This is a genomic window from Pseudomonas sp. WS 5059 (genome assembly GCF_012985525.1).
Classification (GTDB): Bacteria; Pseudomonadota; Gammaproteobacteria; order Pseudomonadales; family Pseudomonadaceae; genus Aquipseudomonas.
The window spans coordinates 342,705-366,080 of record NZ_JAAQWO010000003.1 but is presented as its reverse complement, the minus strand read 5'-3'; the positions used below and the strand labels follow the sequence as shown (position 1 = coordinate 366,080).

General features: G+C 61.3%; 21 protein-coding genes. 8 read left to right on the top strand and 13 right to left on the bottom strand.

Annotation, left to right across the window (positions count from 1 at the left end):
* The first annotated feature begins 69 nt into the window (after positions 1-69).
* A complete protein-coding gene (locus HBO12_RS10575) occupies positions 70-546 on the top strand; it encodes a sn-glycerol-3-phosphate transporter (protein ID WP_169955020.1) in 477 nt (158 codons plus the stop codon).
* A 203-nt stretch (positions 547-749) separates the two neighbouring features.
* Here the strand turns inward: HBO12_RS10575 and HBO12_RS10570 are convergent, their stop codons facing one another.
* The 5 genes from HBO12_RS10570 to HBO12_RS10550 all read right to left on the bottom strand — a co-directional run bounded on the left by HBO12_RS10570 (position 750) and on the right by HBO12_RS10550 (position 5,984).
* Complete coding sequence (locus HBO12_RS10570; RefSeq protein ID WP_170042104.1) at positions 750-1,718, bottom strand: CDP-6-deoxy-delta-3,4-glucoseen reductase; 969 nt, start codon at positions 1,716-1,718, stop codon at positions 750-752.
* Positions 1,718-3,184 (bottom strand): 4-hydroxy-3-polyprenylbenzoate decarboxylase, encoded by a 1,467-nt coding sequence (gene ubiD / locus HBO12_RS10565; RefSeq protein WP_038444369.1) that lies wholly within the window; start codon positions 3,182-3,184, stop codon positions 1,718-1,720. The genes HBO12_RS10570 and ubiD overlap by 1 nt, the downstream gene beginning before the upstream one ends.
* A 156-nt stretch (positions 3,185-3,340) precedes the next feature.
* Positions 3,341-4,600, bottom strand: coding sequence for a transcription termination factor Rho (rho, locus tag HBO12_RS10560; protein ID WP_003176825.1), 1,260 nt, complete (start codon positions 4,598-4,600; stop codon positions 3,341-3,343).
* 232 nt (positions 4,601-4,832) lie between these two features.
* Positions 4,833-5,162 (bottom strand): thioredoxin TrxA, encoded by a 330-nt coding sequence (gene trxA, locus HBO12_RS10555; RefSeq protein WP_169955022.1) that lies wholly within the window; start codon positions 5,160-5,162, stop codon positions 4,833-4,835.
* Between the two features lie 120 nt (positions 5,163-5,282).
* The gene (locus HBO12_RS10550) at positions 5,283-5,984 is read right to left on the bottom strand and encodes a FadR/GntR family transcriptional regulator (RefSeq protein WP_170042103.1); all 702 of its coding nucleotides are present in this window, start codon (positions 5,982-5,984) and stop codon (positions 5,283-5,285) included.
* 254 nt (positions 5,985-6,238) lie between these two features.
* On the opposite strand from HBO12_RS10550, the gene HBO12_RS10545 reads away from it, so the two are divergent.
* The 4 genes from HBO12_RS10545 to HBO12_RS10530 are packed head-to-tail and all read left to right on the top strand — an operon-like array spanning position 6,239 to position 9,078.
* A complete protein-coding gene (locus tag HBO12_RS10545) occupies positions 6,239-7,024 on the top strand; it encodes a transporter substrate-binding domain-containing protein (protein ID WP_170042102.1) in 786 nt (261 codons plus the stop codon).
* A 14-nt stretch (positions 7,025-7,038) separates the two neighbouring features.
* Positions 7,039-7,707 carry an amino acid ABC transporter permease gene (locus tag HBO12_RS10540; RefSeq protein WP_170042101.1) on the top strand — a complete coding sequence of 223 codons (669 nt, stop codon included), beginning with the start codon at positions 7,039-7,041 and terminating at the stop codon, positions 7,705-7,707.
* Entirely contained in the window at positions 7,704-8,354 is a 651-nt protein-coding gene (locus tag HBO12_RS10535; protein ID WP_170042100.1) for an amino acid ABC transporter permease, read from the top strand. The genes HBO12_RS10540 and HBO12_RS10535 overlap by 4 nt, the downstream gene beginning before the upstream one ends.
* Positions 8,341-9,078 carry an amino acid ABC transporter ATP-binding protein gene (locus tag HBO12_RS10530; protein ID WP_169955027.1) on the top strand — a complete coding sequence of 246 codons (738 nt, stop codon included), beginning with the start codon at positions 8,341-8,343 and terminating at the stop codon, positions 9,076-9,078. The genes HBO12_RS10535 and HBO12_RS10530 overlap by 14 nt, the downstream gene beginning before the upstream one ends.
* Here HBO12_RS10530 and HBO12_RS10525 read toward each other — a convergent pair.
* The 4 genes from HBO12_RS10525 to HBO12_RS10510 all read right to left on the bottom strand — a co-directional run bounded on the left by HBO12_RS10525 (position 9,050) and on the right by HBO12_RS10510 (position 13,571).
* On the bottom strand, positions 9,050-9,604 hold the full coding sequence (locus tag HBO12_RS10525; RefSeq protein WP_178123719.1) for a DUF1120 domain-containing protein: 555 nt from the start codon (positions 9,602-9,604) through the stop codon (positions 9,050-9,052). The two genes, HBO12_RS10530 and HBO12_RS10525, sit on opposite strands and share 29 nt — an antisense overlap.
* Before the next feature lie 4 nt (positions 9,605-9,608).
* Positions 9,609-12,098 (bottom strand): fimbria/pilus outer membrane usher protein, encoded by a 2,490-nt coding sequence (locus tag HBO12_RS10520; protein WP_463671609.1) that lies wholly within the window; start codon positions 12,096-12,098, stop codon positions 9,609-9,611.
* Complete coding sequence (locus tag HBO12_RS10515; RefSeq protein WP_170042099.1) at positions 12,088-12,780, bottom strand: fimbria/pilus chaperone family protein; 693 nt, start codon at positions 12,778-12,780, stop codon at positions 12,088-12,090. The genes HBO12_RS10520 and HBO12_RS10515 overlap by 11 nt, the downstream gene beginning before the upstream one ends.
* Positions 12,781-12,923: 143 nt before the next feature.
* Entirely contained in the window at positions 12,924-13,571 is a 648-nt protein-coding gene (locus HBO12_RS10510; RefSeq protein WP_170042098.1) for a DUF1120 domain-containing protein, read from the bottom strand.
* Between the two features lie 480 nt (positions 13,572-14,051).
* Between HBO12_RS10510 and ppx the strand changes: the two genes are divergently transcribed.
* Positions 14,052-15,554 (top strand): exopolyphosphatase, encoded by a 1,503-nt coding sequence (gene ppx, locus HBO12_RS10505; RefSeq protein ID WP_170042097.1) that lies wholly within the window; start codon positions 14,052-14,054, stop codon positions 15,552-15,554.
* A 3-nt stretch (positions 15,555-15,557) separates the two neighbouring features.
* Here ppx and HBO12_RS10500 read toward each other — a convergent pair whose 3' ends face one another.
* The 3 genes from HBO12_RS10500 to hemB form a co-directional block, all read right to left on the bottom strand.
* The gene (locus HBO12_RS10500; RefSeq protein ID WP_170042269.1) at positions 15,558-16,967 is read right to left on the bottom strand and encodes an amidase family protein; all 1,410 of its coding nucleotides are present in this window, start codon (positions 16,965-16,967) and stop codon (positions 15,558-15,560) included.
* A gap of 233 nt (positions 16,968-17,200) precedes the next feature.
* Positions 17,201-19,423 carry a polyphosphate kinase 1 gene (gene ppk1 / locus HBO12_RS10495; protein ID WP_169955031.1) on the bottom strand — a complete coding sequence of 741 codons (2,223 nt, stop codon included), beginning with the start codon at positions 19,421-19,423 and terminating at the stop codon, positions 17,201-17,203.
* A gap of 18 nt (positions 19,424-19,441) precedes the next feature.
* On the bottom strand, positions 19,442-20,455 hold the full coding sequence (gene hemB / locus HBO12_RS10490; protein ID WP_169955032.1) for a porphobilinogen synthase: 1,014 nt from the start codon (positions 20,453-20,455) through the stop codon (positions 19,442-19,444).
* Positions 20,456-20,673: 218 nt separating this feature from the next.
* On the opposite strand from hemB, the gene HBO12_RS10485 reads away from it, so the two are divergent.
* Positions 20,674-21,318 carry a DedA family protein gene (locus tag HBO12_RS10485; protein ID WP_169955033.1) on the top strand — a complete coding sequence of 215 codons (645 nt, stop codon included), beginning with the start codon at positions 20,674-20,676 and terminating at the stop codon, positions 21,316-21,318.
* Here the strand turns inward: HBO12_RS10485 and HBO12_RS10480 are convergent.
* On the bottom strand, positions 21,299-22,534 hold the full coding sequence (locus HBO12_RS10480; protein ID WP_170042096.1) for a sterol desaturase family protein: 1,236 nt from the start codon (positions 22,532-22,534) through the stop codon (positions 21,299-21,301). The two genes, HBO12_RS10485 and HBO12_RS10480, sit on opposite strands and share 20 nt — an antisense overlap.
* A 114-nt stretch (positions 22,535-22,648) precedes the next feature.
* Here HBO12_RS10480 and elbB point away from each other — a divergent pair, with 114 nt between their 5' ends.
* A complete protein-coding gene (gene elbB / locus HBO12_RS10475; RefSeq protein WP_170042095.1) occupies positions 22,649-23,314 on the top strand; it encodes an isoprenoid biosynthesis glyoxalase ElbB in 666 nt (221 codons plus the stop codon).
* Positions 23,315-23,376: the final 62 nt, after the last annotated feature.

The window sequence follows — 23,376 nt, the reverse complement described above, 5'->3', positions numbered from 1 at the left end:
CTGGCCTCAAGATGGGCCCGCGTCACGACCCCACTTAGCCGCGCATTAACCGACTATCGAGGTCGCCCCATGAAAAACCGACTTTCTGGCCTGCTGCTCCTGGCGCAGGCCACCACCGCCCTGGCCGCCGAAACACCCGCCAACGACGACAAAGGCTTCTGGTACGCCCAGACCAGCGTCTACACCCGGCACTTTGCGCCGGACCCCGAGCACAACAACCACCAGGACCTGATCGGCCTGGAGCGCAATGACGCTTCGGGGTGGGTGTATGGCGGTGCGACCTTTCGCAACTCGTTTCGCCAGCGCTCGTATTACGCCTATGCGGGCAAGCGCTATGACATGGCCAACTATCCGGTGTACCTGAAGCTGACCGGCGGGGCGATCCAGGGCTATCGCGGCAAATACCGCGACAAGATCCCGCTGAACCGCTACGGCGTGGCACCAGTGATCATTCCGTCGGTAGGCGCGCACTATGGGCCGGTGGCGGCAGAGCTTGTGCTGCTGGGGTTCAATGCGGCGATGGTGACCACGGGCGTGCGCTTCTGAGGCCGCGCACCCGAGTAGACACAATCCGATGTGGGAGCTTGCCCGCCCCCATATTTGATTTGTGGCGGTACCAAAATTCCCTGCCATGCGCAGATCCCCTGTGGGAGCGGGCTTGCCCGCGATAGCGTTGGTTCAGTCAATATCGTCGGTGACTGATACACCACTATCGCGGGCAAGCCCGCTCCCACAGTTTGATCGGCGCCTCAGGCGCGAGGGGCGTAGGCAAACACGTCAGCACGCATCTGATGTGCATCCATGCCCGCGTTGACCAGCGCATCCAGCGTGCCATAGATCATCGCCGGCGAACCGCTGGCGTAGACATGCACAGCCTTGAGGTCGGTTATGTCCTCGCACACCGCCTCATGCAACAAGCCACAACGCCCTTCCCAACCGCACAGGTCGCTGACCACTTTGTGCAGGAACAAGTTGGGCAATTGCTGCCACTGCTCCCAGTGTTCGACCTGGTAGAAATCTTCGGGACGGCGCACGCCCCAGTACAGATGCACCGGGTGCTTGAAACCGCTGGCCCGGCAGTGCTCGATCAGGCTGTGCATCTGCGCCATGCCGGTGCCGGCCGCGATCAGCACCAGCGGCCCGTCGGGCAGCTCGGCCAGGTGGGTATCGCCAAACGGCAGTTCGACCCGCGCCATCTGGTTGCGCTGCAACTGCTCGATCAGGCTGCGGGCACTGTCTTCGCGCACCAGCACATGCAGCTCCAGGTCGCGCCCGGCATGGGGCGCCGACGCCAGGGAAAACGCTGATTTCTCGCCGTTTTCGCGCTCGATCATCAGGTACTGGCCAGCGTGGTAGCGCAGCGCCTTGCCGGCCGGCGCACGCAGGCGCACGCGCCACACATCGCCACCCAGGTCCACGCACTCGCTCAACTGGCAGGCAAGCTTGCGCACCGGCAACTCCCCCGGCGCCAACACGCCATCCCATAGCACGATGCAATCTTCCAGCGGCTCGGCGATGCAGGTGTAGAACTCGCCATGATCGCGCACCTCGCCGGCCTGCTGCACCCGGCCCTCGACCAACAGGGCCGCGCACACGTGGCACACGCCATTGCGGCACGCCTGCGGGCATTCGTAGCCCAGGCGCCGCGCACCTTCAAGAATCCGCTCGCCCGGCTGCAAGTCGAGGACCGCACCGGAAGGTTGCAGGGTTACACGCATCAATCTATTCCCAATTCTTTCCACATCGCATCGACACGCGCCGTCACGGCTTCATCCTTGACGATCACCCGGCCCCACTCACGGGTGGTTTCACCCGGCCACTTGTGGGTGGCATCCAGGCCCATCTTCGAGCCCAGGCCCGACACCGGCGAGGCGAAGTCGAGGTAGTCGATCGGCGTGTTATCGATCATCACTGTGTCGCGCTTGGGGTCCATGCGCGTGGTGATGGCCCAGATCACATCGTTCCAGTCCCGGGCATTGATGTCGTCATCGGTGACAATAACGAACTTGGTGTACATGAACTGTCGCAAAAACGACCACACACCGAGCATGACGCGCTTGGCGTGGCCCGGGTAGGACTTCTTCATGGTCACGATGGCCATGCGGTACGAGCAGCCTTCCGGCGGCAGGTAGAAGTCGGTGATTTCCGGGAACTGCTTCTGCAGGATCGGCACGAACACTTCGTTCAGCGCCACACCCAGGATCGCCGGCTCATCCGGCGGGCGGCCGGTGTAGGTGCTGTGGTAGATCGGCTTGATCCGGTGGGTAATGCGCTCGACGGTGAACACCGGGAAGCTATCGACTTCGTTGTAGTAGCCGGTGTGGTCGCCATAGGGGCCTTCATCGGCCATCTCGCCCGGATGAATCACGCCTTCGAGGATGATTTCGGCGGTGGCCGGCACTTGCAGGTCGTTGCCACGGCACTTCACCAGCTCGGTGCGGTTGCCGCGCAACAGGCCGGCAAAGGCGTATTCGGACAGGCTGTCCGGCACCGGCGTCACGGCTCCGAGGATGGTGGCCGGGTCGGCGCCCAGGGCGACAGACACCGGGAACGGCTGGCCGGGATGCTTCTCGCACCACTCACGAAAGTCCAGCGCGCCGCCACGGTGGCTCAGCCAACGCATGATCACCTTGTTGCGGCCGATCACTTGCTGGCGGTAGATGCCGAGGTTCTGGCGGTCTTTGTTCGGCCCCTTGGTGACGGTCAGGCCCCAAGTGATCAGCGGGCCGACGTCGCCGGGCCAGCAGGTCTGCACCGGGAGCATCGCCAGGTCGACATCATCGCCTTCGATGACCACCTCCTGGCACACCGCGTCCTTGACCACTTTGGGCGCCATGGCAATGATCTTGCGGAAGATCGGCAGCTTCGACCAGGCATCCTTGAGGCCCTTGGGCGGCTCGGGCTCCTTGAGGAAGGCCAGCAGCTTGCCGATCTCGCGCAGTTCGCTGACCGACTCGGCGCCCATGCCGAACGCCACCCGGTCGGGCGTGCCGAACAGGTTGCCGAGCACCGGGATATCAAAGCCTGTGGGGTTCTCGAACAGCAGCGCCGGGCCCTTGTTACGCAGGGTGCGGTCGCAAATCTCAGTCATTTCCAGGACCGGGGAAACCGGCACCTGAATACGTTTCAACTCTCCGCGCTGCTCAAGTTGCTGCACGAAATCCCGAAGATCCTTGAATTTCATTAACCATGCCACCCGTAAAATAGGCGTACATCCTACCTGCTCTGAGGGCGGCTGGCAGCTTATCGCGGCGTATTTGCGTTTGGAACATGCTTAAAAAACGCACGAAAAAAAATGGCGCCCCTGGGGGCGCCATTCTTTCGGACCTGAAACGTCGTATTACTTACGCTTCATCGACAGGAAGAACTCGTCGTTGGTCTTGGTGGTTTTCAGCTTGTCGATCAGGAACTCGATGGCGGCAACTTCGTCCATCGGGTGCAGCAGCTTGCGCAGGATCCACATGCGCTGCAGTTCGTCGTCGGCCGTCAGCAACTCTTCGCGGCGGGTGCCGGAGCGGTTGATGTTGATGGCCGGGAACACGCGTTTTTCAGCGATGCGACGGTCCAACGGCAGTTCCATGTTGCCGGTACCCTTGAACTCTTCGTAGATCACTTCGTCCATCTTCGAGCCGGTTTCAACCAGAGCGGTGGCGATAATGGTCAGCGAGCCGCCTTCTTCGATGTTACGCGCGGCGCCGAAGAAACGTTTCGGCTTCTCCAGGGCGTGGGCATCGACACCACCGGTGAGCACTTTGCCGGAGCTCGGGATCACGGTGTTGTAGGCACGGGCCAGACGGGTGATGGAGTCGAGCAGGATCACCACGTCCTTCTTGTGTTCGACCAGGCGCTTGGCCTTCTCGATCACCATTTCGGCAACCTGCACGTGGCGGGTTGGCGGCTCATCGAACGTCGAGGCAACCACTTCGCCGCGCACGGTGCGCTGCATTTCGGTCACTTCTTCCGGACGCTCATCGATCAGCAGCACGATCAGGTGAACTTCAGGGTTGTTACGCGCGATGTTCGCTGCAATGTTCTGCAGCATGATGGTCTTACCGGCTTTCGGCGGTGCGACGATCAGACCACGCTGGCCCTTGCCGATCGGGGCGCACAGGTCGATCACACGACCGGTCAAGTCTTCAGTGGAACCGTTGCCGGCTTCCATCTTCATGCGCACGGTCGGGAACAGCGGCGTCAGGTTCTCGAAGAGAATCTTGTTCTTCGCGTTCTCGGGACGATCGAAGTTGATCGTGTCGACCTTGAGCAGGGCGAAGTAACGCTCGCCTTCCTTTGGAGGACGGATCTTGCCAACGATGGTGTCACCGGTGCGCAAGTTGAAGCGACGGATCTGGCTCGGCGAGACGTAGATATCGTCTGGGCCGGCGAGATAGGAGGCGTCTGCAGAGCGGAGGAAGCCGAAGCCGTCCTGGAGAATCTCCAGCACGCCATCACCGGAGATTTCCTCGCCGCTTTTCGCGTGCTTTTTCAGCAGGGAGAAAATCACGTCCTGCTTGCGCGAACGGGCCATATTTTCTATGCCCATTTCTTCGGCCAGTTGGAGCAGGTCGGTAATCGGCTTTTGCTTGAGTTCAGTCAGATTCATATAGGAATGACGTAATCATTTATAGAGGGGGGGAATTAAGCTTTTGGCTTAATGAGGCCGCGCCGCAGAGAAGGCGACAGGATCGCGTACTAATCGAAAGGAATGCGTCGGCGACGGCTTGCAGGGGGCAGTGGAGAAACCAGTGCGGGGCCGAATGTACCACCTGAGTTTGGGAGCGTCTAGCCCTGTTTCACGAAAAAGCCCCGCAATTTGCGGGGCTTTTTGACGACGCTTAGATGTTGGCGTCGAGGAAAGCTTGCAGTTGCGACTTCGACAGCGCGCCGACCTTGGTGGCCTCGACGTTGCCGTTCTTGAACAACATCAGGGTCGGGATACCACGTACGCCATGCTTGGCCGGGGTTTCCTGGTTGTCGTCGATGTTCAGCTTGGCGATGGTCAGCTTGCCTTCGTAGGTAGCTGCGATATCGTCCAGGACCGGGGCGATCATTTTGCAAGGGCCGCACCACTCAGCCCAGTAGTCAACCAGCACCGGGCCTTGGGCCTGAAGGACTTCGGCATCAAAGGTCGCGTCGGTGACGTGCTTGATAAGATCGCTGCTCATGGATGTCTCCGGGTTGTAAGCAAAAAAAACGTTGCCCATCATAGCCGCCCTTCCTTCGTTCAGGAAGCCGCCGCTGATTGACTCTTGCTATGGGACGCCATCATTTTGGATATGGCCGGGTCATGAGGCTACCGGGGTGATAAGGGCGATCCCCGTACGCAGCGCCGCGTTACGCACGTGCTCCTGCATGGATTTGTGCGCCGCCGCGCTGCTGCGCCGGGCCAGGGCACGGAGGATCTTGCGGTGCTCCTGCCAGGTTTCCATCGCCCGCTCCGGTCGGATGAACGGTAGTTTCTGGCTTTCCAGGAACACCTCGGCGCTGGCGCTGAGGATGCTCACCATCGCCTGATTGCCACTGGCCAACAGGATGCGCTGGTGGAAAGCGAAGTCCAGCCGTGCGGCGGCCTCGAAATCACCGGCCTTGAGCTCCCGGCGCATGGCCTGGACATTGTCTTCGAGCCCATCCAGTTCCTCGGTGGTCAACGTCATGGCCGCCAGCCCCGCAGCAAAACCCTCCAGGGCGTAACGCAACTGGAAGATATCCAACGGGCTGGCCTGTGCCGTAAACGGCCAGGCCACACCGCCCATATCACCCGCCGGTGGTGCCTGCACGAACACGCCCTTGCCCGGTTGCACGCTGACCACCCCCAGAGCGCTGAGCGATGACAAGGCCTCACGCAACGAGGCACGACTGACCCCCAGTTGCAGCGCCAGGTCACGCTGGGAAGGCAATGCATCACCTGGCCCGAAGCCCTGTTGCTTGATCAGTTTGCGGATGGCTTGCAAGGCCGCTTCCGGTACGGCTTGGGCGATGGAATTCATAAAAACCCGAGGTTTTAGTCAACAGTAGGCCTAGTTGTAAATCTATTCTCGGCAGCCCGCAAGCCACGCCCCAAAGGGGCTCGCGCGGTTTTGCCGGCGCTCGAAAAGGGTGCGAAACAGCGGCTGACTGTTCAGACCAGTAAGACCGCTGCAAGCCCATTAAATCCTGCCTTGCAACCGTTTCAGGGCGTCATGGCATGGGCTGTGCACTGGGCAAACTCAGAAAATCCCTTCACCCTTTTCGGAGAGTTGCCATGACCAAGCGTTGCAGCGCCCTGCTCACTGCCTTGTTTGCCAGCCTGATGCTCAGCCAGGCGCCAGCCCAGGCCAACGGCCTGGACGATATCGTCGCCCGTGGCACCCTCAAGGTCGCGGTGCCCCAGGATTTCCCGCCGTTCGGCTCGGTCGGCCCCGACATAAAGCCGCGCGGCCTGGATATCGACACCGCCAAACTGTTGGCCGAGCAACTCAAGGTCAAGCTGGAGCTGACCCCGGTCAACAGCACCAATCGCATCCCGTTCCTCACCACTGGCAAAGTGGACCTGGTGATTTCCAGCCTGGGCAAGAACCCGGAGCGCGAGAAGGTCATCGACTTCTCCAAGGCCTACGCGCCGTTCTATCTCGCGGTATTTGGCCCACCTGACGCGGCCATCGCGAGCCTCGACGACCTCAAGGGCAAGACCATCAGCGTAACCCGCGGCGCCATCGAAGATATCGAGTTGACCGCCGTCGCGCCCAAGGAAGCCACGATCAAGCGCTTTGAAGACAACAACTCGACCATCGCCGCCTACCTCGCCGGCCAGGTAGACCTGATCGCCAGTGGCAACGTGGTGATGGTGGCGATCAGCGCGCGCAACCCCAAGCGGGTGCCGGCGTTGAAAGTCAAACTCAAGGATTCGCCGGTGTATGTCGGCGTGAACAAAAACGAGCCGGCGCTGCTGGAGAAGGTCAACCAGATCCTGGTCGCCGCCAAGGCTGACGGCAGCCTGGAAAAAAACGCGATGCAGTGGCTCAAAGAACCGTTGCCGGCAGACCTGTGAGGCGGAGCTGATCCATGGCCTATCAATTCGACTTTGTGCCGGTGCTGGCCAATACCGACCTGTTGTTGCGCGGTGCGCTGTTCACCCTGGAGCTGACCGCTATCGGCGCCATCCTTGGGGTGGCGCTGGGGATTGTCGGCGCCGTGGTGCGGGCATGGAAAATCCAGCCGTTCTGCTGGCTCTTCGGGGTGTATGTCGAGTTGATCCGCAATACGCCATTCCTGGTGCAGTTGTTCTTCATCTTCTTCGGCTTGCCGTCCCTGGGCCTGCAGATTTCCGAATGGCAGGCAGCGGTGCTGGCGATGGTGATCAACCTGGGGGCTTATTCCACGGAGATCATTCGCGCCGGGATCCAGGCGATTCCCCGTGGGCAACTGGAGGCCGCAGCGGCGCTGGCAATGACGCGCCTTGAAGCGTTCCGCCATGTGGTGTTGCTGCCGGCGCTGGGCAAGGTATGGCCGGCGCTGAGCAGCCAGATCATCATCGTGATGCTCGGTTCGGCGGTGTGCTCACAGATCGCCACGCAAGAGTTGAGCTTTGCCGCCAACTTTATCCAGTCCCGCAATTTCCGTGCGTTTGAAACCTATGCACTGACCACCCTGGTGTACCTGTGCATGGCGTTGATGATCCGCCAGTTGCTCAACTGGATCGGCCGCCGCTATGTGATGAGGAACAGCCGATGAGTGATTTTTCGTTCTGGGACATCGTGCGCAACCTGCTGACCGGCCTGCAGTGGACGCTACTGTTGTCGCTGGTGGCGTTTATCGGCGGCGGGCTGATCGGCTTGCTGGTGATGACCCTGCGCATCAGCAAAAAGGCACTGCCGCGCAATATTGCCCGCACCTATATCGAACTGTTCCAGGGCACGCCGCTGCTGATGCAGTTGTTCTTGGTGTTCTTCGGCATCGCCTTGCTGGGGATCGATATCTCGCCGTGGCTGGCCGCCGCGATTGCCTTGACCCTGTTTACCAGCGCCTACCTGGCCGAGATCTGGCGCGGCTGTGTCGACGCGATCGCCCATGGTCAGTGGGAAGCCTCCGCCAGCCTGGCCCTCAACCCTTATGAGCAACTGCGCCACGTGATTTTGCCCCAGGCCCTGCGAATTGCCGTGGCGCCGACAGTGGGTTTCTCGGTGCAGGTGGTCAAGGGCACGGCGGTGACGTCGATCATCGGCTTCACCGAATTGACCAAGACCGGCAGCATGCTCGCCAACGCCACCTTCGAGCCCTTCATGGTCTACAGCCTGGTGGCACTCGGTTACTTCCTGCTCTGCTACCCCTTGTCCCTCAGTGCCCGCTACCTGGAAAGGAGACTGCATGCCTCTGCTTAGAATATCCGCGCTGCACAAGTATTACGGCGATCACCATGTGCTCAAGGGTATCGATTTGACGGTCGAGGAAGGCCAGGTGGTGGCGATCATCGGCCGCAGTGGCTCGGGAAAATCCACCTTGCTGCGCACCCTCAATGGCCTGGAGTCGATCAACGATGGGGTGATTGAAGTCGACGGCGAATACCTCGACGCGGCCCGCGCCGACCTGCGCAGCCTGCGGCAGAAAGTCGGCATGGTGTTCCAGCAGTTCAACCTGTTCCCCCATTTGACCGTGGGCGAAAACGTCATGCTCGCGCCCCAGGTCGTGCAAAAAGTCACCAAGGCCAAGGCCGCGGACCTGGCGCGACAGATGCTGGAGCGCGTCGGGCTGGGGGAAAAATTCGATGCCTTCCCGGATCGCCTGTCCGGCGGCCAGCAACAGCGGGTGGCCATCGCACGGGCACTGGCGATGTCGCCCAAAGTGTTGCTGTGCGATGAGATCACCTCGGCGCTGGACCCGGAGTTGGTCAATGAAGTGCTCACAGTGGTGCGCCAACTGGCTAAGGATGGCATGACCTTGATCATGGTCACCCACGAGATGCGTTTTGCCCGGGAAGTCGGCGACAAATTGGTGTTCATGCACCAGGGCAAGGTACATGAGGTTGGCGACCCGAAGGTTCTGTTTGCCCAACCGCGCACCGCTGAGCTAGCCAACTTTATTGGTTCTGTGGAGCAGCCGGGCTGATGCCAGCCTCGTGCGGCACCCACTCGACCTGGACCTGCCCTTCCAATGTGGTTTCACGGCGCACAGAGAACGCATCGACCGGCAGATACGGGTCGACCTCCAACTGCGCCGATAATCGCCGGCCTGTCACCGGTACGCCTGCGGCCCGGGCGATCAGCACCTGCCCGGGCACAAGCTGATCGCCGGTCGAGCCGTCGACGGCCAGGTCCACGGGGCGGCCATCCAGCTGGGAGTGCCGGATACTCAAGGTAACGACGCCCTCGTCACCAAACCGAAACCCCCGCCCTCCCGCAGGCAACCCGCCAAACCGGATCGCCATGGGCACGGGATCGATGCACACCACGTTCAGCACCACCGTACGCTTGCCCAGTGACGGTGAACTGGCGGGGCCATCGAGCCACTGCGCGTGGCGCAATATGCCAAAGTCGACGCGAGGCTGGCTTAAAACCAACTGGCAATTGGCGACACTGGCTTCACTGGCCAATATCGCGATAACGAACAACAGGCGCTGATAAAACCTGCTCACCGATTTACAACCCTTGGCAGGTGGCCGAGGCGGTTTCATAAAGTTTGTCATTGGAGGGCTCTGGCTCAAGGTTCAGTTGCAACAGGCAGGGTTTGGTCGAATCCGGCAATTGGACACTCAGGGTTTGCTGGGGCTGGCTGTCATTCAGGAAGATCAGGCCTTCGCCCACCACGCTGGTCACAAAGGCCTTGTCGGTGCCAAACACAGCAGCTCCCTGGGGTAACGTGCGCCCATGCTGATCACGGGCAGTCAATAGAACACGGCGGGCACTGACCACCTGGAATTCCACGGTATTGAACGAGCCGCGTGCAGCCGCCAGGGTTTGGGTGCCGTTCTTGAGGTCGACGCGCTTGGGCAGCGACTGGGTCTGCACTTGGAGGTGGCTGTTGCTGTACGCCGGTAGCCCAGGAATGACCGCTTGGCCGCGATAGTCGGTCCAGACCGGGCCCTGGGGCGTCTCGACCTTGGCGCCCGAGATATTCCCCACCGACAGCAGGCCGAACGTGTCCTGTACCGGGTAGGGCGAAAAAGTCAGCCCTTGCCCATGGGCCACCACGGCGCCCTGCAATTGCCCGGTGTAGCTGGTTCCCGAGGCGTCGCGGTTCACTCCCGCACCTATGCGGGTGTAGCGCGGCATGACATCGACCCGCCCGTGCACCGATTGCTGGCGGTCCGTCAGATCGCGCTCGGCTCCAACCTCATAGTCCACATACTCATTGACCCGTTCCGACAAGGATGTGCCGATATCGGAGCGGCCATTGCGCCGACTGGCGTAGGAGGTCAGGCGACGGCTCTCGCCAAAGGGCAGGCTGACCTGCAGGCGCAGGGACATCCCTTGCGAGGGAAGCTCCTCATTGGCGGCATAACGGCGTTTTCGGCGGCGCGACGGGCCGGTTTGCGAGTCGGCGATCAACGCGACATCAACCTCACTGAAACGCCTGTTCCACGACGCGAATACGTGTTCGGCACCCTGCCCGTCAAACTGGGTGCTGCGCGAATAGCTGAGAGATAGCGCGCCAAACAGCGGCTCGGCCCAACTCAGCCCGGCGGTGTACTGGCGCTGGAAACGCGCATCCAGAAAGTCCTTGTTCGAGACGGCGCCTGCCTCCAGGACATCCCGATAACCTCGGCTCTGGGTAGTAGCACTCAGGTTCACTTCAACCCCGGCGCCCAACGGGCTGCCCAGCGACACGGCATTGCGCGTGCCGCCCACGCCACGGACCTGGTCACGCGACATGTTGTGCCTTGCCGTCAGCGAAACCCGCTGGAAAAACACCCGGCTCAACGTACCACCGGCCGCATGATATTCATCTGTCCCCAGCACGCCGAACCCCAGGGCCGTGCCTGCGCCCAGGCCCCAGGTACCGCTGCCCATCGCCACCACCGGTTGCTCCCGGCCACTGACGAGCGTTTCGCGCACCTTGCCCAGGGCAAAGTCGAAGCCAGGCGCCACAGGCACCTGGGCTCCGAACGACGCCGCCGGCACCACGAAACTGCGCTTGCCACTCCGGGTCCCGATGACACTCACGTCCAGGTCACTGGTGCCATTGAGCAGCGGCAGACCGGTCAGGCTGAAGGGGCCTTCAGGCACCAGGGTCGAATAAATCAGTACCCCGGACTGGCGCACCTCAACCCTCGCCTGGCTATGGGCCAGGCCTTCGACCACTACACCGTTGGCGCTCCCAAGGCGCGCCACACCATCGGGAAAGAATTGGAAGCCCGAAAGCTGGAGCCCACCAAACACCGGGCTGCGGCTGGAAATCTGGCCTGCCTGGAAGGTCGATTGCAGGGCCGCGAAATCGCGCTGGGCGTAGGCATACACATGCTCGCTGCTGCCCCTGCCATTATCGGAAATGTAGAACTGCCGACTGCGCACAACCCAGTTGCCCAGGTTGAACCCCGCCTCGGTATAGGCCGAGACAAACCGGCTGGAGCCATCACGTGCATGGCTGTCGAACCCCAGCACATCGTAGTTGAGCATGGCGGCCGTACCGCCCTGGCTGAAGCTGCCCGCCTCCCACTGCGCCTCGCGCAACGATTGCGTGGGCACCACCAGGGATACTTCGTCACTGCCGGGGCGCAGCCGCACTATCGTTGCCGGATACTCACCAATAAAGTCATGGCATGCCTGATCGGCCGTGACACCGGCCTGCAAGATCACCGATGGCACCCGCAAACCGGCCTTGTCCAGCAGCCCTCGGGTAAAGCACAGTTGGCCCTGATAGTCGAAACGAGCGTCGACCAGCCCCAATGCGGCGCCATTGACCCGCAGCCCGACCACCTGGACACCCTCGCGAAAACGCGCGGCACTGCGAAAGTATTCCGAGACTTTTGGATCAATGCCATGGGTGGTCAGGGCCGCCAGGTCAAACCCCGTCCCCAGCTCGATGGCCACCACCTCCCCATGCCCCCCGAAAAGGCTGGCCAGGCCCATGAACAGCCCCGAACAACGGGCACCACCCGTCATCTTGCCCACCGCCCGGTCAATTCCCATGATCGGCCACATTGGCTTGGTAACTGTCGACGCTGAACCCGTAGACAGTCGCCGGCTGCAGGACCACCGAGCTGACGGCGGAAAGGGCGCCCTGGGTCGCGACCGCCAGGGTCTCACCCGGCAGGATGTAGCTGCGCGGCAGGGTCGCCAACTGTTTGCCCGGCAGCAGTTGCAACTCCAGCGCCAACCGCACTACATACGCACTGTCGTTGTGCACGACCAGGCCACTGCCCTGGCGCTTCCACCTCAGCAGTTCCCAGGGTGCCTGGTGCCTGGCCAGCCCCTTGGGATGCAGGATCAGCGGCAGGTTCTGGCGCAGCGTGATGCCAATGGTCGCCCCGCCGGGGCTGCGGGCCTGGGGGATGCCTTCAAAGGACACGCGTTTCAAGCGCTGGGTCTTGAGCGGCGCAGTGGCGGTGCTGATAAAACGCACCAACTGGGTTTCACCGGCTTCGACCCGACTAATCGGCGGCGTGACAACCAGCAGCGGCTCTTGATCTTCCGGGATGTTTTCAATCACCGAGTGAAGTAACGCGGGACCCGGATCGGTGTTCTTGAGATTGATCGTCGCTTCACCGTCTTCTTCATAGAGCACGACCACCGTTGTCTCGGGCTGCATGCCATCGGCGAAGGCCATGCCACTTGCGCAAAACAGTAAAGCTGAACAACTCAACAGCGTCACACTCGCTTTCAAAAAACAACTCACAGTGTTTTCTCCGCAACGACCCAAACAAATAGCAAACAAGTGCCCACGCAAAAGCAGCCGACAAGTTCCGGAAGTACCAAGAAAACTTCCGTTGCAATATCGGCTGTTTTTATAAGTGCTTAGATGTAACTAAGTACTAAAGTAGCCCGCCCATCCAGCGTGACATCCCGGGTGAGGTCCAGGTCCTGCGCCTTGTTGATGACCGCCTTGACCGCAATCACACCGGTCAGTTGGGCAACGGCTGCCGGAGTAATGGTCGCGCCATTGCGCCACGAATACTGGCTGGGGGATTGCGCGACTTTGCCATCACTGACCTGCCAGGCGCCGGTGCCCGACCGCATGATCGGGTTCAACACCACCCCTGACGACCTCAGGTCGCGCAGGGTGACCGAGTAACCGCCGGTACGCCGGTTCGATACGGCCCCCAAGCCGAAGTTCTGCGCCTCGGTATAGCCGGCACCGAGGATCCCGGTGACCTTGCTGCTAGCCTGTAGGTCGGTCAGGGCCAGGGCGAACTTGGCCGGGGTGCTGCCGCAGTTGACGGACACCGAGGTGGTTCGCTCCTCGCGAGGGTTGAAGGCGGTCTGGGACAACTCGCCGGAGCGGATGGTCCCGTAGTCGATGATCCCACCACCACCCAGGCTCAGGTTGCAGGAGGTGGGAGTGATCGTCCCCCGCACCACCAGTTGCGCTACGTTTGTTGCCTGGGCAGCGATACTGGCTGCCAGGCAGATAATGCCCATCGTCAAACCCAATGCTTTTTTCATGATCAACCTGTCGTTAGAAAGTGTCAGGCGTTATTTATTTAATCCGGGCAGTTTACCGCCCACCTTTAGTTCCTTGATGAAACACAAAGCCATAAATAAATAACACCACGGCATCATTGCCGAAGGACAGTTTCACCCTGGCCACCACCTAATAAATATAAGACAACACCTTAAACCCTGTGAGACCTGTTAAATACAACCGTCCCTTTTAACAACTATAGAAGTAGTCCGGAGCAAACTAAAGATCAGCATAATTAACGCCGCCATGTAGGAAACCGCATAAGCACTTCAACTTTTGAAAAACTTTATAACCCCCTACATACCACTAGGGAGATGTCATAGGCCGCCCGGGAATTTGCCCTACATTTCCTACAAAACTTGATCGAGAGCAGGGGTAAGACAAATCACCGAGCACTACGCGTTGGCGCCAGCGTTTGATCGTGGCACGATGGCAAGGTTATCGACCGAGATCCCCTACCCATGCCGCAATCCCAAGCCAAGAATCTGTCCCTGATCGCCGCCATCGACCTGGGCTCCAACAGCTTTCACATGGTCGTGGCCAAGGCCCAGAACGGTGAGATCCGCATCCTTGAGCGGCTCGGCGAAAAGGTACAATTGGCGGCCGGGATCGACGATGAGCGCAAGCTCAACGAAGAATCCATGCAGCGCGGGCTCGATTGCCTCAAGCGCTTTGCCCAACTGATCAACGGCATGCCCCAGGGCGCCGTGCGTATCGTCGGCACCAACGCCTTGCGCGAAGCGCGTAACCGTGGCGAATTCATCCGCCGCGCCGAGGAGATCCTCGGGCACCCGGTGGAAGTCATCTCCGGCCGTGAAGAAGCGCGCCTGATCTACCTCGGCGTTTCCCACACGTTGGCCGATACCCCCGGCAAGCGCCTGGTGGCCGACATTGGCGGCGGCAGCACCGAGTTCATCATCGGCCAACGCTTCGAGCCGCTGCTGCGCGAAAGCCTGCAAATGGGTTGCGTCAGCTACACCCAGCGCTATTTCAAGGACGGCAAGATCACCCCGGCCCGCTACGCCCAGGCGTACACGGCGGCGCGGCTGGAGATCATGAGCATCGAACACGCCCTGCACCGCCTGACCTGGGATGAAGCCATCGGCTCATCCGGCACCATCCGCGCCATCGGCCTGGCCCTGAAGGCCGGCGGCCATGGCACTGGCGAAGTGAATGCCGAAGGCCTGGCCTGGCTCAAGCGCAAGCTGTTCAAGCTCGGCGATGCCGAGAAGATCGACTTCGATGGCATCAAGCCCGACCGCCGCGCCATCTTCCCTGCCGGCCTGGCGATCCTGGAAGCCATCTTCGACGCCCTCGAGTTGCAGCGTATGGACCATTGCGATGGTGCCCTGCGTGAAGGTGTGCTCTACGACCTGTTGGGCCGCCATCATCATGAAGACGTGCGTGAGCGCACCCTGGGCTCGCTGATGGAGCGTTACCACGTTGACCTGGAACAGGCGGCACGGGTCGAGCGCAAGGCGCTGCATGCCTTTGACCAGGTCGCCGAGGATTGGGACCTGGAAGACGGGGTCTGGCGTGAACTGCTGGGCTGGGCGGCCAAGGTCCATGAGGTGGGCCTGGACATCGCCCACTACCATTACCACAAGCACGGCGCGTACCTGATCGAGCACTCCGACCTGGCGGGGTTTTCCCGGGAGGACCAGCAGATGCTGGCGCTGCTGGTGCGCGGCCATCGCCGCAATATCCCCAAGGACAAGTTCGCCGAGTTCGGCGCCGAGGGCATCAAGCTGATTCGCCTATGCGCCCTACTGCGCTTTGCGATCCTGTTCCATCACATTCGAGGCACCCAACAGATGCCGCAAGTCACCCTGCGCGCCAATGGCGACAGCCTGGATGTGGTGTTCCCCAAAAACTGGCTGGACGAGAATCAACTGACCCAGGCGGATTTCGCCCAGGAAGCCGAGTGGCTGACGCGGGTGGGGTTCAGCTTGAACGTGCACTGACACCTAGACCCTCTCGGACGACAGCGGTACGCCAGGCCGGAACGCCGGCTCGCGGATGGCCTGCGAGGCCTGTTCATAACCGTGTGCAACCGAGAGCAGCGTGGCTTCACTGTTGCCCGTGCCGCAAAAGTGCAGCGCGGTTGGCATACCCTCCTCATCCATGCCCGAGGGCACCGAGATGCCGGGGTAACCGGCTGCGGCGGCAAAGTAGTAACTGTCGGAGCGGAAGTTCGACACGATGGCATCGAGCCTGTGCTCGCTCAACGGCTTATCGAGGGTGTCCTTGAAAGTCGGCAGGACGGCCGCCCACAGTTGCTCGCGCTGCTCATCCGTCACGTCCAGGCTGTTGATGTGCTCCAGCAACGCCTGGTCCGGCTCCCCGGTTTTCCTGTCACGCTCGTTGAACGCAATCAGCTCAGCCAGCGACTTCACGGGCAACCCTTCCCGGCCGGCCAAGTAGCCTTCCAGGCGTTGCTTGATCCCAGCAAACAGCGCGTCGCTGTATTGATCGTACGTCTCATTCGATACATTCGCGTCCAGCCTGCCTATGGGCACCATGACTGCACCCTTGGACGCGAGCAATGCGAGCGCGTCCTCGTAGTGCTTTCTGTCTGCGCGCAGGGCCGGATTCTGGGCGGCCTGCGGCGACAGCTCAGGCAGCGGGGTGTAGCCGATACGCTTGCCCTGCAAGGCATTGGCCGTCAGGCCGGCGGTATAGCCGGTGGTTTCGGTCATGGCATTGAGCGCTTCGCCAGCATCCCGCACGCTGCGGGTAAACGTGCCCACCGAGTCCAGCCTGGAACTGGTGATGACGCCCTCGGTGCTCACCAGCCCGACCGAGGTTTTCAAACCAACCACGCCGTTGTAGGCCGCCGGGGCAATGATCGAGCCGTTGGTCTCGATGCCCAGTGCCAACGGTACCAGGCCCTGGGCGACCGCCACCGCCGAACCCGAACTGGACCCTGCCACCTGCCCTCCCAGCCGATGGGGATTGAGGGTCTGCCCGCCACGGGAGCTCCAGCCATCGACCGCCACGCTGGAGCGGAAGTTGGACAGCTCGCTCATATTGGTCTTGCCCACGATCACGGCGCCAGCCTTGAGCAGGTTGTCCACAACCTTGGCGTTTTTGGTCGCCGGTGAACCAACCAGCGCACGGGAACCCGCACTGGTGTGCATTTTACCGCTGGTTTCAAAGACATCTTTCAGGGCAATCGGCACGCCGTGCAAAAAACCGCGCACGGTACCGCCGGCACGCTCCTGATCGCGCGCCCGCGCCTGTTCACGTGCATCGGGGTTGACCTGCAGGAACGCATTGCCACCCTGCAAACCCTGGTCGATGTTGGCGATACCTTGCAATGAATCGCGCACCAGCGACTCTGAAGTGACTGCCGCCCGAGCCATGTCGGACGACATGGCCTGCGCACTGCGGTAGCCCTTCGGCGGTGCGGCCAGCACCTCAAAAAAACCCGAGGCTTCAAGCCCGATTCCTACGCCCGATCCGATCATCGAAAACTCCTCAACTGCGCTATACAGGCTATCGCCTGATAGCCCGAGGTCAGTCTAGGAGCGGGAGCCTGGGCTCCCCAACCTGGGAAATCTGACGGTGCTGTCCGATTTCTCAGTGGGGGGTGTAGGCCTGGCCGATATCAGCGGACCGTCAGCACCGGGCTGCCCAAGCGCTCCAGCAAGGTTGCCTGGGCACTGCGCGGGTTCTGGTTGCCGGTCGGCGTGTTGCGCACATAGCGCCCGTCCGACTGTAGGCTCCAGCTGTGGGTGTTGTCGGTCAGATAACTCTCAAGCTCTTTCTTGACCCGCATGATCAGCTTCTTGCCTTCCACCGGGAAGCAAGTCTCCACCCGCTTGTCGAGGTTGCGCTCCATCCAGTCGGCGCTGGAGAGGAACATCTGCTCCTCGCCGCCGTTGAGGAAGTAGAACACCCGCGTGTGCTCCAGGAAGCGCCCAATGATCGAACGCACGTGGATATTGTGGGACACGCCCGCGATGCCCGGACGCAGGCAGCACATGCCCCGCACCACCAGGTCGATCCGCACGCCGGACTGGCTGGCCTTGTACAGCGCGCGAATGATCTTCGGATCGGTCAGCGAGTTGAACTTGGCGATGATATGCGCCGGCTTGCCGTCGAGGGCGAACTGGGTCTCGCGGGCAATCATGTCGAGCATGCCCTTTTTCAGGGTGAACGGCGCATGCAGCAGCTTTTTCATGCGCAGCGTCTTGCCCATGCCGATCAACTGGCTGAACAGTTTGCCGACGTCTTCGCACAGCGCGTCGTCGGACGTCAGCAGGCTGTAGTCGGTGTAGAGCTTGGCGTTGCCCGCGTGATAGTTGCCGGTACCAAGGTGCGCGTAACGCACGATTTCACCGGCCTCGCGGCGCAGGATCAGCATCATCTTGGCATGGGTCTTGAAGCCGACCACGCCATAGATCACCACCGCGCCGGCCGCTTGCAGGCGGCTGGCCAGTTGCAGGTTGGATTCTTCGTCGAACCGCGCACGCAGTTCGATCACCGCCGTGACTTCCTTGCCGTTACGCGCGGCGTCGACCAGTGCATCGACGATTTCCGAGTTGGCGCCGCTGCGGTACAGGGTCTGGCGCACGGCCAGGACATGAGGATCCTTGGCGGCCTGGCGCAACAGGTCGACCACCGGGGTGAACGACTCGAAGGGGTGCAGCAGCAAGATGTCCTGCTTGCTGACCACACTGAAGATGTTTTCGCTGTTTTGCAGCAGCTTCGGAATCTGCGGGGTGAACGGCGTGTATTGCAGTTCCGGGTGGCTGTCCAGGCCGGTGATGCTGAACAGGCGCGTCAGGTTCACCGGGCCATTGACCTGGTACAGCTCGGTCTCGGCCAGGTTGAACTGCTTGAGCAGGTAGTCCGACAGGTGCTTGGGGCAGGTGTCCGCCACTTCCAGGCGGACCGCGTCGCCGTAGCGCCGCGAGAACAGCTCGCCGCGCAGGGCGCGGGCCAGGTCTTCGACGTCTTCGGTATCGACCGCCAGGTCAGCGTTACGGGTCAGGCGGAACTGGTAGCAACCCTTGACCTTCATGCCCTGGAACAGGTCATCGGCGTGGGCGTGGATCATCGACGAAAGGAATACATAGTTATCGCCAGCCCCCCCGACCTCTTCCGGTACCTTGATGATCCTTGGCAACAGGCGCGGTGCAGGAATGATCGCCAGGCCCGAATCACGGCCAAAGGCATCGATCCCTTCGAGCTCGACAATAAAGTTCAGGCTCTTGTTCACCAGCAGCGGGAACGGGTGCGTCGGGTCCAGGCCAATCGGGGTGATGATCGGCGCGATCTCGTCACGGAAATAGCGACGAACCCAGGTCTTGAGCTTGACGGTCCAGTTGCGGCGGCGGATGAAGCGCACCTGGTGCTTTTCCAGCTCCGGCAAGAGGATGTCGTTGAGGATGGCGTATTGGCGATCCACATGGCCGTGCACCAGCTCGCTGATACGGGCCAGGGCCTGGTGCGGCTGCAGGCCATCGGCGCCGGCTTGCTCGCGGGCAAAGGTGATCTGCTTCTTGAGGCCGGCGACACGGATCTCGAAGAACTCGTCCAGGTTGCTGGAAAAGATCAGCAGGAACTTCAAACGCTCGAGCAGCGGGTAGGACTCATCCAGCGCCTGTTCCAGCACGCGGATATTGAATTGCAGTTGCGACAGCTCGCGATGGATGTACAGGCTGCTGTCGTCCAGGTTCGGAATCACGATAGGCGGTGCCGCCACCACCGGCTCCGCGGTCACGGCAGGCTGCTCGGGCGCAAGCTCCGGCGGGGTTTCGGCCACCTGTTCAACCACCGGGTGCGCATCTTTTACGGCAACTTCTGTGAGTCCTTCGGTATTCATCGAGTGTTCCTGTGAGGGCTATTGTTGCTCTCTAAGCAATTGGGCGGCACGGGCGGCAAAGTAAGTCAGGATGCCATCAGCACCCGCACGTTTAAAGGCGGTAAGGGACTCAAGGATCACGCCTTCACCCAACCAGCCATTTTGAATCGCGGCCATGTGCATGGCGTATTCACCACTGACCTGATAGACAAAGGTTGGCACCTTGAATTCCTCCTTGACCCGATAAAGGATGTCCAGGTACGGCATGCCAGGCTTGACCATCACCATATCGGCGCCTTCGGCCAGGTCCGCCGCCACTTCGTGCAAGGCTTCGTGGCTGTTGGCCGGGTCCATCTGGTACGAGGCCTTGTTGGCCTTGCCCAGGTTCAATGCCGAGCCGACCGCATCGCGGAACGGGCCGTAGTAGGCGCTGGCGTACTTGGCCGAATAGGCCATGATCCGCACGTTGACATGCCCGGCCAGCTCCAGCGCCTCGCGGATCGCCTGGATCCGACCGTCCATCATGTCCGAGGGGGCCACCACCTGGGCGCCCGCTTGGGCATGGGACAGCGCCTGCTTGACCAGTGCGTCGACGGTGATGTCGTTCTGTACATAACCCTCTTCATCCAAGATGCCATCCTGCCCGTGGGTGGTGAACGGGTCCAGCGCCACGTCGGTGATCACCCCAAGCTCGGGGAAACGCTCGCGCAGGGCGCGGGTTGCGCGCTGGGCAATGCCTTCAGGGTTCCAGGCCTCGGCGGCGTCCAGGGACTTGAGCCCGGCCGGCGTGACCGGGAACAGCGCCAGCGCCGGGATCCCCAGTTCAACCCACTGCGCCGCCTCTTCGAGCAGCAGATCAATGGTCAAGCGCTCGACACCCGGCATCGACGCCACCGCTTCCCGGCGATTTTCGCCATCGAGCACAAACACCGGCAGGATCAGATCATCCACCGTCAGTACGTTTTCACGGACCAGGCGGCGAGAAAAATCATCACGACGGTTGCGGCGCAGGCGGGTAGCGGGAAACAGGCGTTGGGCGGGGGTAAAGCTCACGGCAGACTCCTGAGCCCGGCTTGACGGGCGAGCGTGACAGTTATAAGCGGCCATTATGACGAAGGAATGACAGTTGTGCTTACTCATACAACTGGCATGCGACCTGTAGCCGCATTCATGCTTTACGTAGGAAATGTTCACTTCGTGACACATCTCGATACTTTCATGAATGTTCACGAAGGCGTAGGCTGCGCGTTCATTTCGCCAGCACCCAGACAATGCTCCAACAATTTCTGAATGACTTTGGCTACTTTGCCCTCTTCCTGGGGACGTTCTTTGAAGGTGAGACCATCCTGGTTCTCGCAGGCTTCCTTGCGTTCCGCGGATACATGGATATCAACGTGGTGGTGGTGGTCGCGTTCTTCGGCAGCTACGCCGGCGACCAGCTCTGGTACTTCATGGGCCGCAAGCACGGGCGCAAATTGTTGGCGCGCAAGCCACGCTGGCAACTCCTGGGCGATCGGGCGCTGGAGCATATCCGCCGGCACCCGGATATCTGGGTACTGAGTTTCCGCTTCGTCTACGGCTTGCGTACGGTCATGCCCGTGGCCATTGGCCTGTCCGGCTACCCGCCGGGGCGCTACCTGTTGCTCAACGGTATCGGCGCGGCGATCTGGGCGGCAGCGCTGGGTGCTGCGGCCTATCACTTTGGCGCCGTGCTCGAAGGCATGCTGGGCAGCGTCAAGAAGTACGAGCTGTGGGTCCTCGGCGCCTTGCTGGTGCTCGGCCTGGGCTTGTGGCTGCGCCGGCGCATCCGCAACGCCCGCCTGACCCGGGAAAACTGCGCGGCCGAAAAAGCCCGGCTGGAGCAGGAACAACTGGCCGAGCCGAAAAAGCCCGAGCCTACGACGCCAATCGAGTAAGCCGGCCCCGGCAACAGTAAAGGCCGATGACACTGAGCAGGCTGTAGCTGACCAACCCCAGCCAGCCCAGCACGCTGGCGGGCCACAACCCTACCAGCGGCGCCAGCCACACCAACGGCACGTTCAGCACCAGCCGCAGCAGCTCGGCCTTCAAGGCCCACGGGCGATTCTCCAGGGCCACGCCCAGGGTAAACAAGCCCAGTGCCATCACACTCCAGCCCAACACAAGCGCAGCGGTCGGCATGCCTTCGCCGACATTCATCAAATAGCTGCCAAAACCCACATACGCGGCAAATTGCAGGGCGATGTAAATCTGCTGGCGCGTGTCCAGGGGCACCTCGAATTTCCGGAACTGGCTCAGGTCCGGCTTGGCCAGCGGGTACCTGGCCTGGACGTCCGCCGGGCGCCAGCCGGTGCGCATGAACCAGATACGCAGTTTGTCCCACCCATTTTCGGTACGCCGGGCGTCACTCCACAGCTGTGCATAAAACTGCAGGTTGGCCCACAGCGGATTCCAGCTGGCCAGAGGCGTGGTCACGCCAAAGACCACCGGCTCGTTTTCGTCTTCTTCCTGGAACGAGCCAAACAAACGGTCCCAAATAATGAACACCCCGCCGTAGTTGCGATCCATGTAGAGAGCGTTCTGTGCATGGTGGGCCCGATGATTGGACGGTGTGACGAAGAACCATTCGAACCAGCCGAGCTTGGGCACATGGCGGGTATGCACCCAGAACTGGTACAGCAGGTTGAGCGACGCCACGCTGATAAACACCAGCAGCGGCACGCCGACGACAGCCAGCGGCAGATAGAAGACCCAGCTCAGCAAAAAGCCGGTGCTGGTCTGGCGCAAGGCGGTGGTGAGGTTGTAGTCCTCGCTTTGGTGATGCACCGAGTGCGCCGCCCACAGAATATTGCGCTCGTGGCCGCAGCGATGCAGCCAGTAGTAGCAGAAGTCGTAGAAGACAAAGGCGAACACCCAGGTCCAGACGCTCTGGGCCGGCATCTCGAACAGCGCCAAATGCTTGAGGGCGAAGGCATAGGTCAGCAGCCCGACGCCTTTGGTCAACAGCCCAGTGGTGGTGGACAATACACCGGTGCTCAGGCTGTTGATGGCGTCGGCCACCCGGTAGTTGCGCTCGCCGCGCCAACGGTCAGCCAACAGTTCGACCACAATCAGGGCAATGAAAAACGGTACCGCGTAAGGGACGAAGTCCATGGGCCAGTCCGGTCAATTATTGTTACACCAAGATTAGTGCAGTGGCCGGTTGTCCCATTGGCAATGCGCGACAAATAAGTAGACATTTAACGCCATAAATCAGGAGAAATGCCCATGAGCAAAAAGATTGCAGTGATCCTTTCCGGCTGTGGCGTGTACGACGGCGCTGAAATCCATGAAAGTGTTATCACGCTGCTGCGCCTGGATCAGCGCGGCGCCGATGTCCAGTGCTTTGCCCCGGACATCGCGCAGTTGCATGTGATCAACCACCTCACCGGCGAAGAAATGCCTGAGTCGCGCAATGTCCTGGTGGAGTCGGCGCGCATCGCCCGGGGCGAGGTGAAGGACATTCGCGAGGCCCGCGTGGAAGAATTCGATGCGCTGATCGTGCCCGGCGGTTTTGGCGCGGCGAAGAACCTGTCGAACTTTGCCGTCGAAGGCGCCGGTTGCAGCGTCAACCCGGACGTACTGGCACTGGCCGAAGCCTTTGCCGAAGCGGGCAAGCCGGTGGGGTTGATCTGCATTTCGCCGGCCCTGGCGGCAAAAATCTACGGCCCAGGCGTGACCTGCACCATCGGCAACGACGCCGACACCGCCGCCGCCCTGGACAAGATGGGTGCGACCCACCAGGAATGCGCGGTAGACGAAATCGTCGAAGACAAGGCGCGCAAGCTGGTGAGCACGCCGGCCTATATGCTGGGCAAGAACATCAGCGAAGTGGCATCGGGGATCAACAAGCTGGTGGACCGGGTGCTGGAACTGACCCACGAGAACGACTGAACCAGCGAAGCCGATCAAACAGGTGGGAGCTGGCCAGCTCCCACAATTTGACCGCAAGTACC

Excerpts from the sequence above, each read along its gene's own strand:
- HBO12_RS10530 (WP_169955027.1), top strand. The coding sequence starts at position 8,341 with ATGCCTCTGCTTAGAATATCCGCGCTGCACAAGTATTACGGCGATCAC.
- rho (WP_003176825.1), bottom strand. The coding sequence starts at position 4,600 with ATGAATCTGACTGAACTCAAGCAAAAGCCGATTACCGACCTGCTCCAA.
- HBO12_RS10550 (WP_170042103.1), bottom strand. The coding sequence starts at position 5,984 with ATGAATTCCATCGCCCAAGCCGTACCGGAAGCGGCCTTGCAAGCCATC.
- HBO12_RS10480 (WP_170042096.1), bottom strand. The coding sequence starts at position 22,534 with ATGGACTTCGTCCCTTACGCGGTACCGTTTTTCATTGCCCTGATTGTG.
- ubiD (WP_038444369.1), bottom strand. The coding sequence starts at position 3,184 with ATGAAATTCAAGGATCTTCGGGATTTCGTGCAGCAACTTGAGCAGCGC.
- trxA (WP_169955022.1), bottom strand. The coding sequence starts at position 5,162 with ATGAGCAGCGATCTTATCAAGCACGTCACCGACGCGACCTTTGATGCC.
- HBO12_RS10575 (WP_169955020.1), top strand. The coding sequence starts at position 70 with ATGAAAAACCGACTTTCTGGCCTGCTGCTCCTGGCGCAGGCCACCACC.
- elbB (WP_170042095.1), top strand. The coding sequence starts at position 22,649 with ATGAGCAAAAAGATTGCAGTGATCCTTTCCGGCTGTGGCGTGTACGAC.
- HBO12_RS10520 (WP_463671609.1), bottom strand. The coding sequence starts at position 12,098 with ATGGGAATTGACCGGGCGGTGGGCAAGATGACGGGTGGTGCCCGTTGT.
- HBO12_RS10540 (WP_170042101.1), top strand. The coding sequence starts at position 7,039 with ATGGCCTATCAATTCGACTTTGTGCCGGTGCTGGCCAATACCGACCTG.
- ppk1 (WP_169955031.1), bottom strand. The coding sequence starts at position 19,423 with ATGAATACCGAAGGACTCACAGAAGTTGCCGTAAAAGATGCGCACCCG.
- HBO12_RS10485 (WP_169955033.1), top strand. The coding sequence starts at position 20,674 with ATGCTCCAACAATTTCTGAATGACTTTGGCTACTTTGCCCTCTTCCTG.
- HBO12_RS10510 (WP_170042098.1), bottom strand. The coding sequence starts at position 13,571 with ATGAAAAAAGCATTGGGTTTGACGATGGGCATTATCTGCCTGGCAGCC.
- HBO12_RS10570 (WP_170042104.1), bottom strand. The coding sequence starts at position 1,718 with ATGCGTGTAACCCTGCAACCTTCCGGTGCGGTCCTCGACTTGCAGCCG.
- HBO12_RS10500 (WP_170042269.1), bottom strand. The coding sequence starts at position 16,967 with ATGTCGTCCGACATGGCTCGGGCGGCAGTCACTTCAGAGTCGCTGGTG.
- HBO12_RS10535 (WP_170042100.1), top strand. The coding sequence starts at position 7,704 with ATGAGTGATTTTTCGTTCTGGGACATCGTGCGCAACCTGCTGACCGGC.
- HBO12_RS10545 (WP_170042102.1), top strand. The coding sequence starts at position 6,239 with ATGACCAAGCGTTGCAGCGCCCTGCTCACTGCCTTGTTTGCCAGCCTG.
- ppx (WP_170042097.1), top strand. The coding sequence starts at position 14,052 with ATGCCGCAATCCCAAGCCAAGAATCTGTCCCTGATCGCCGCCATCGAC.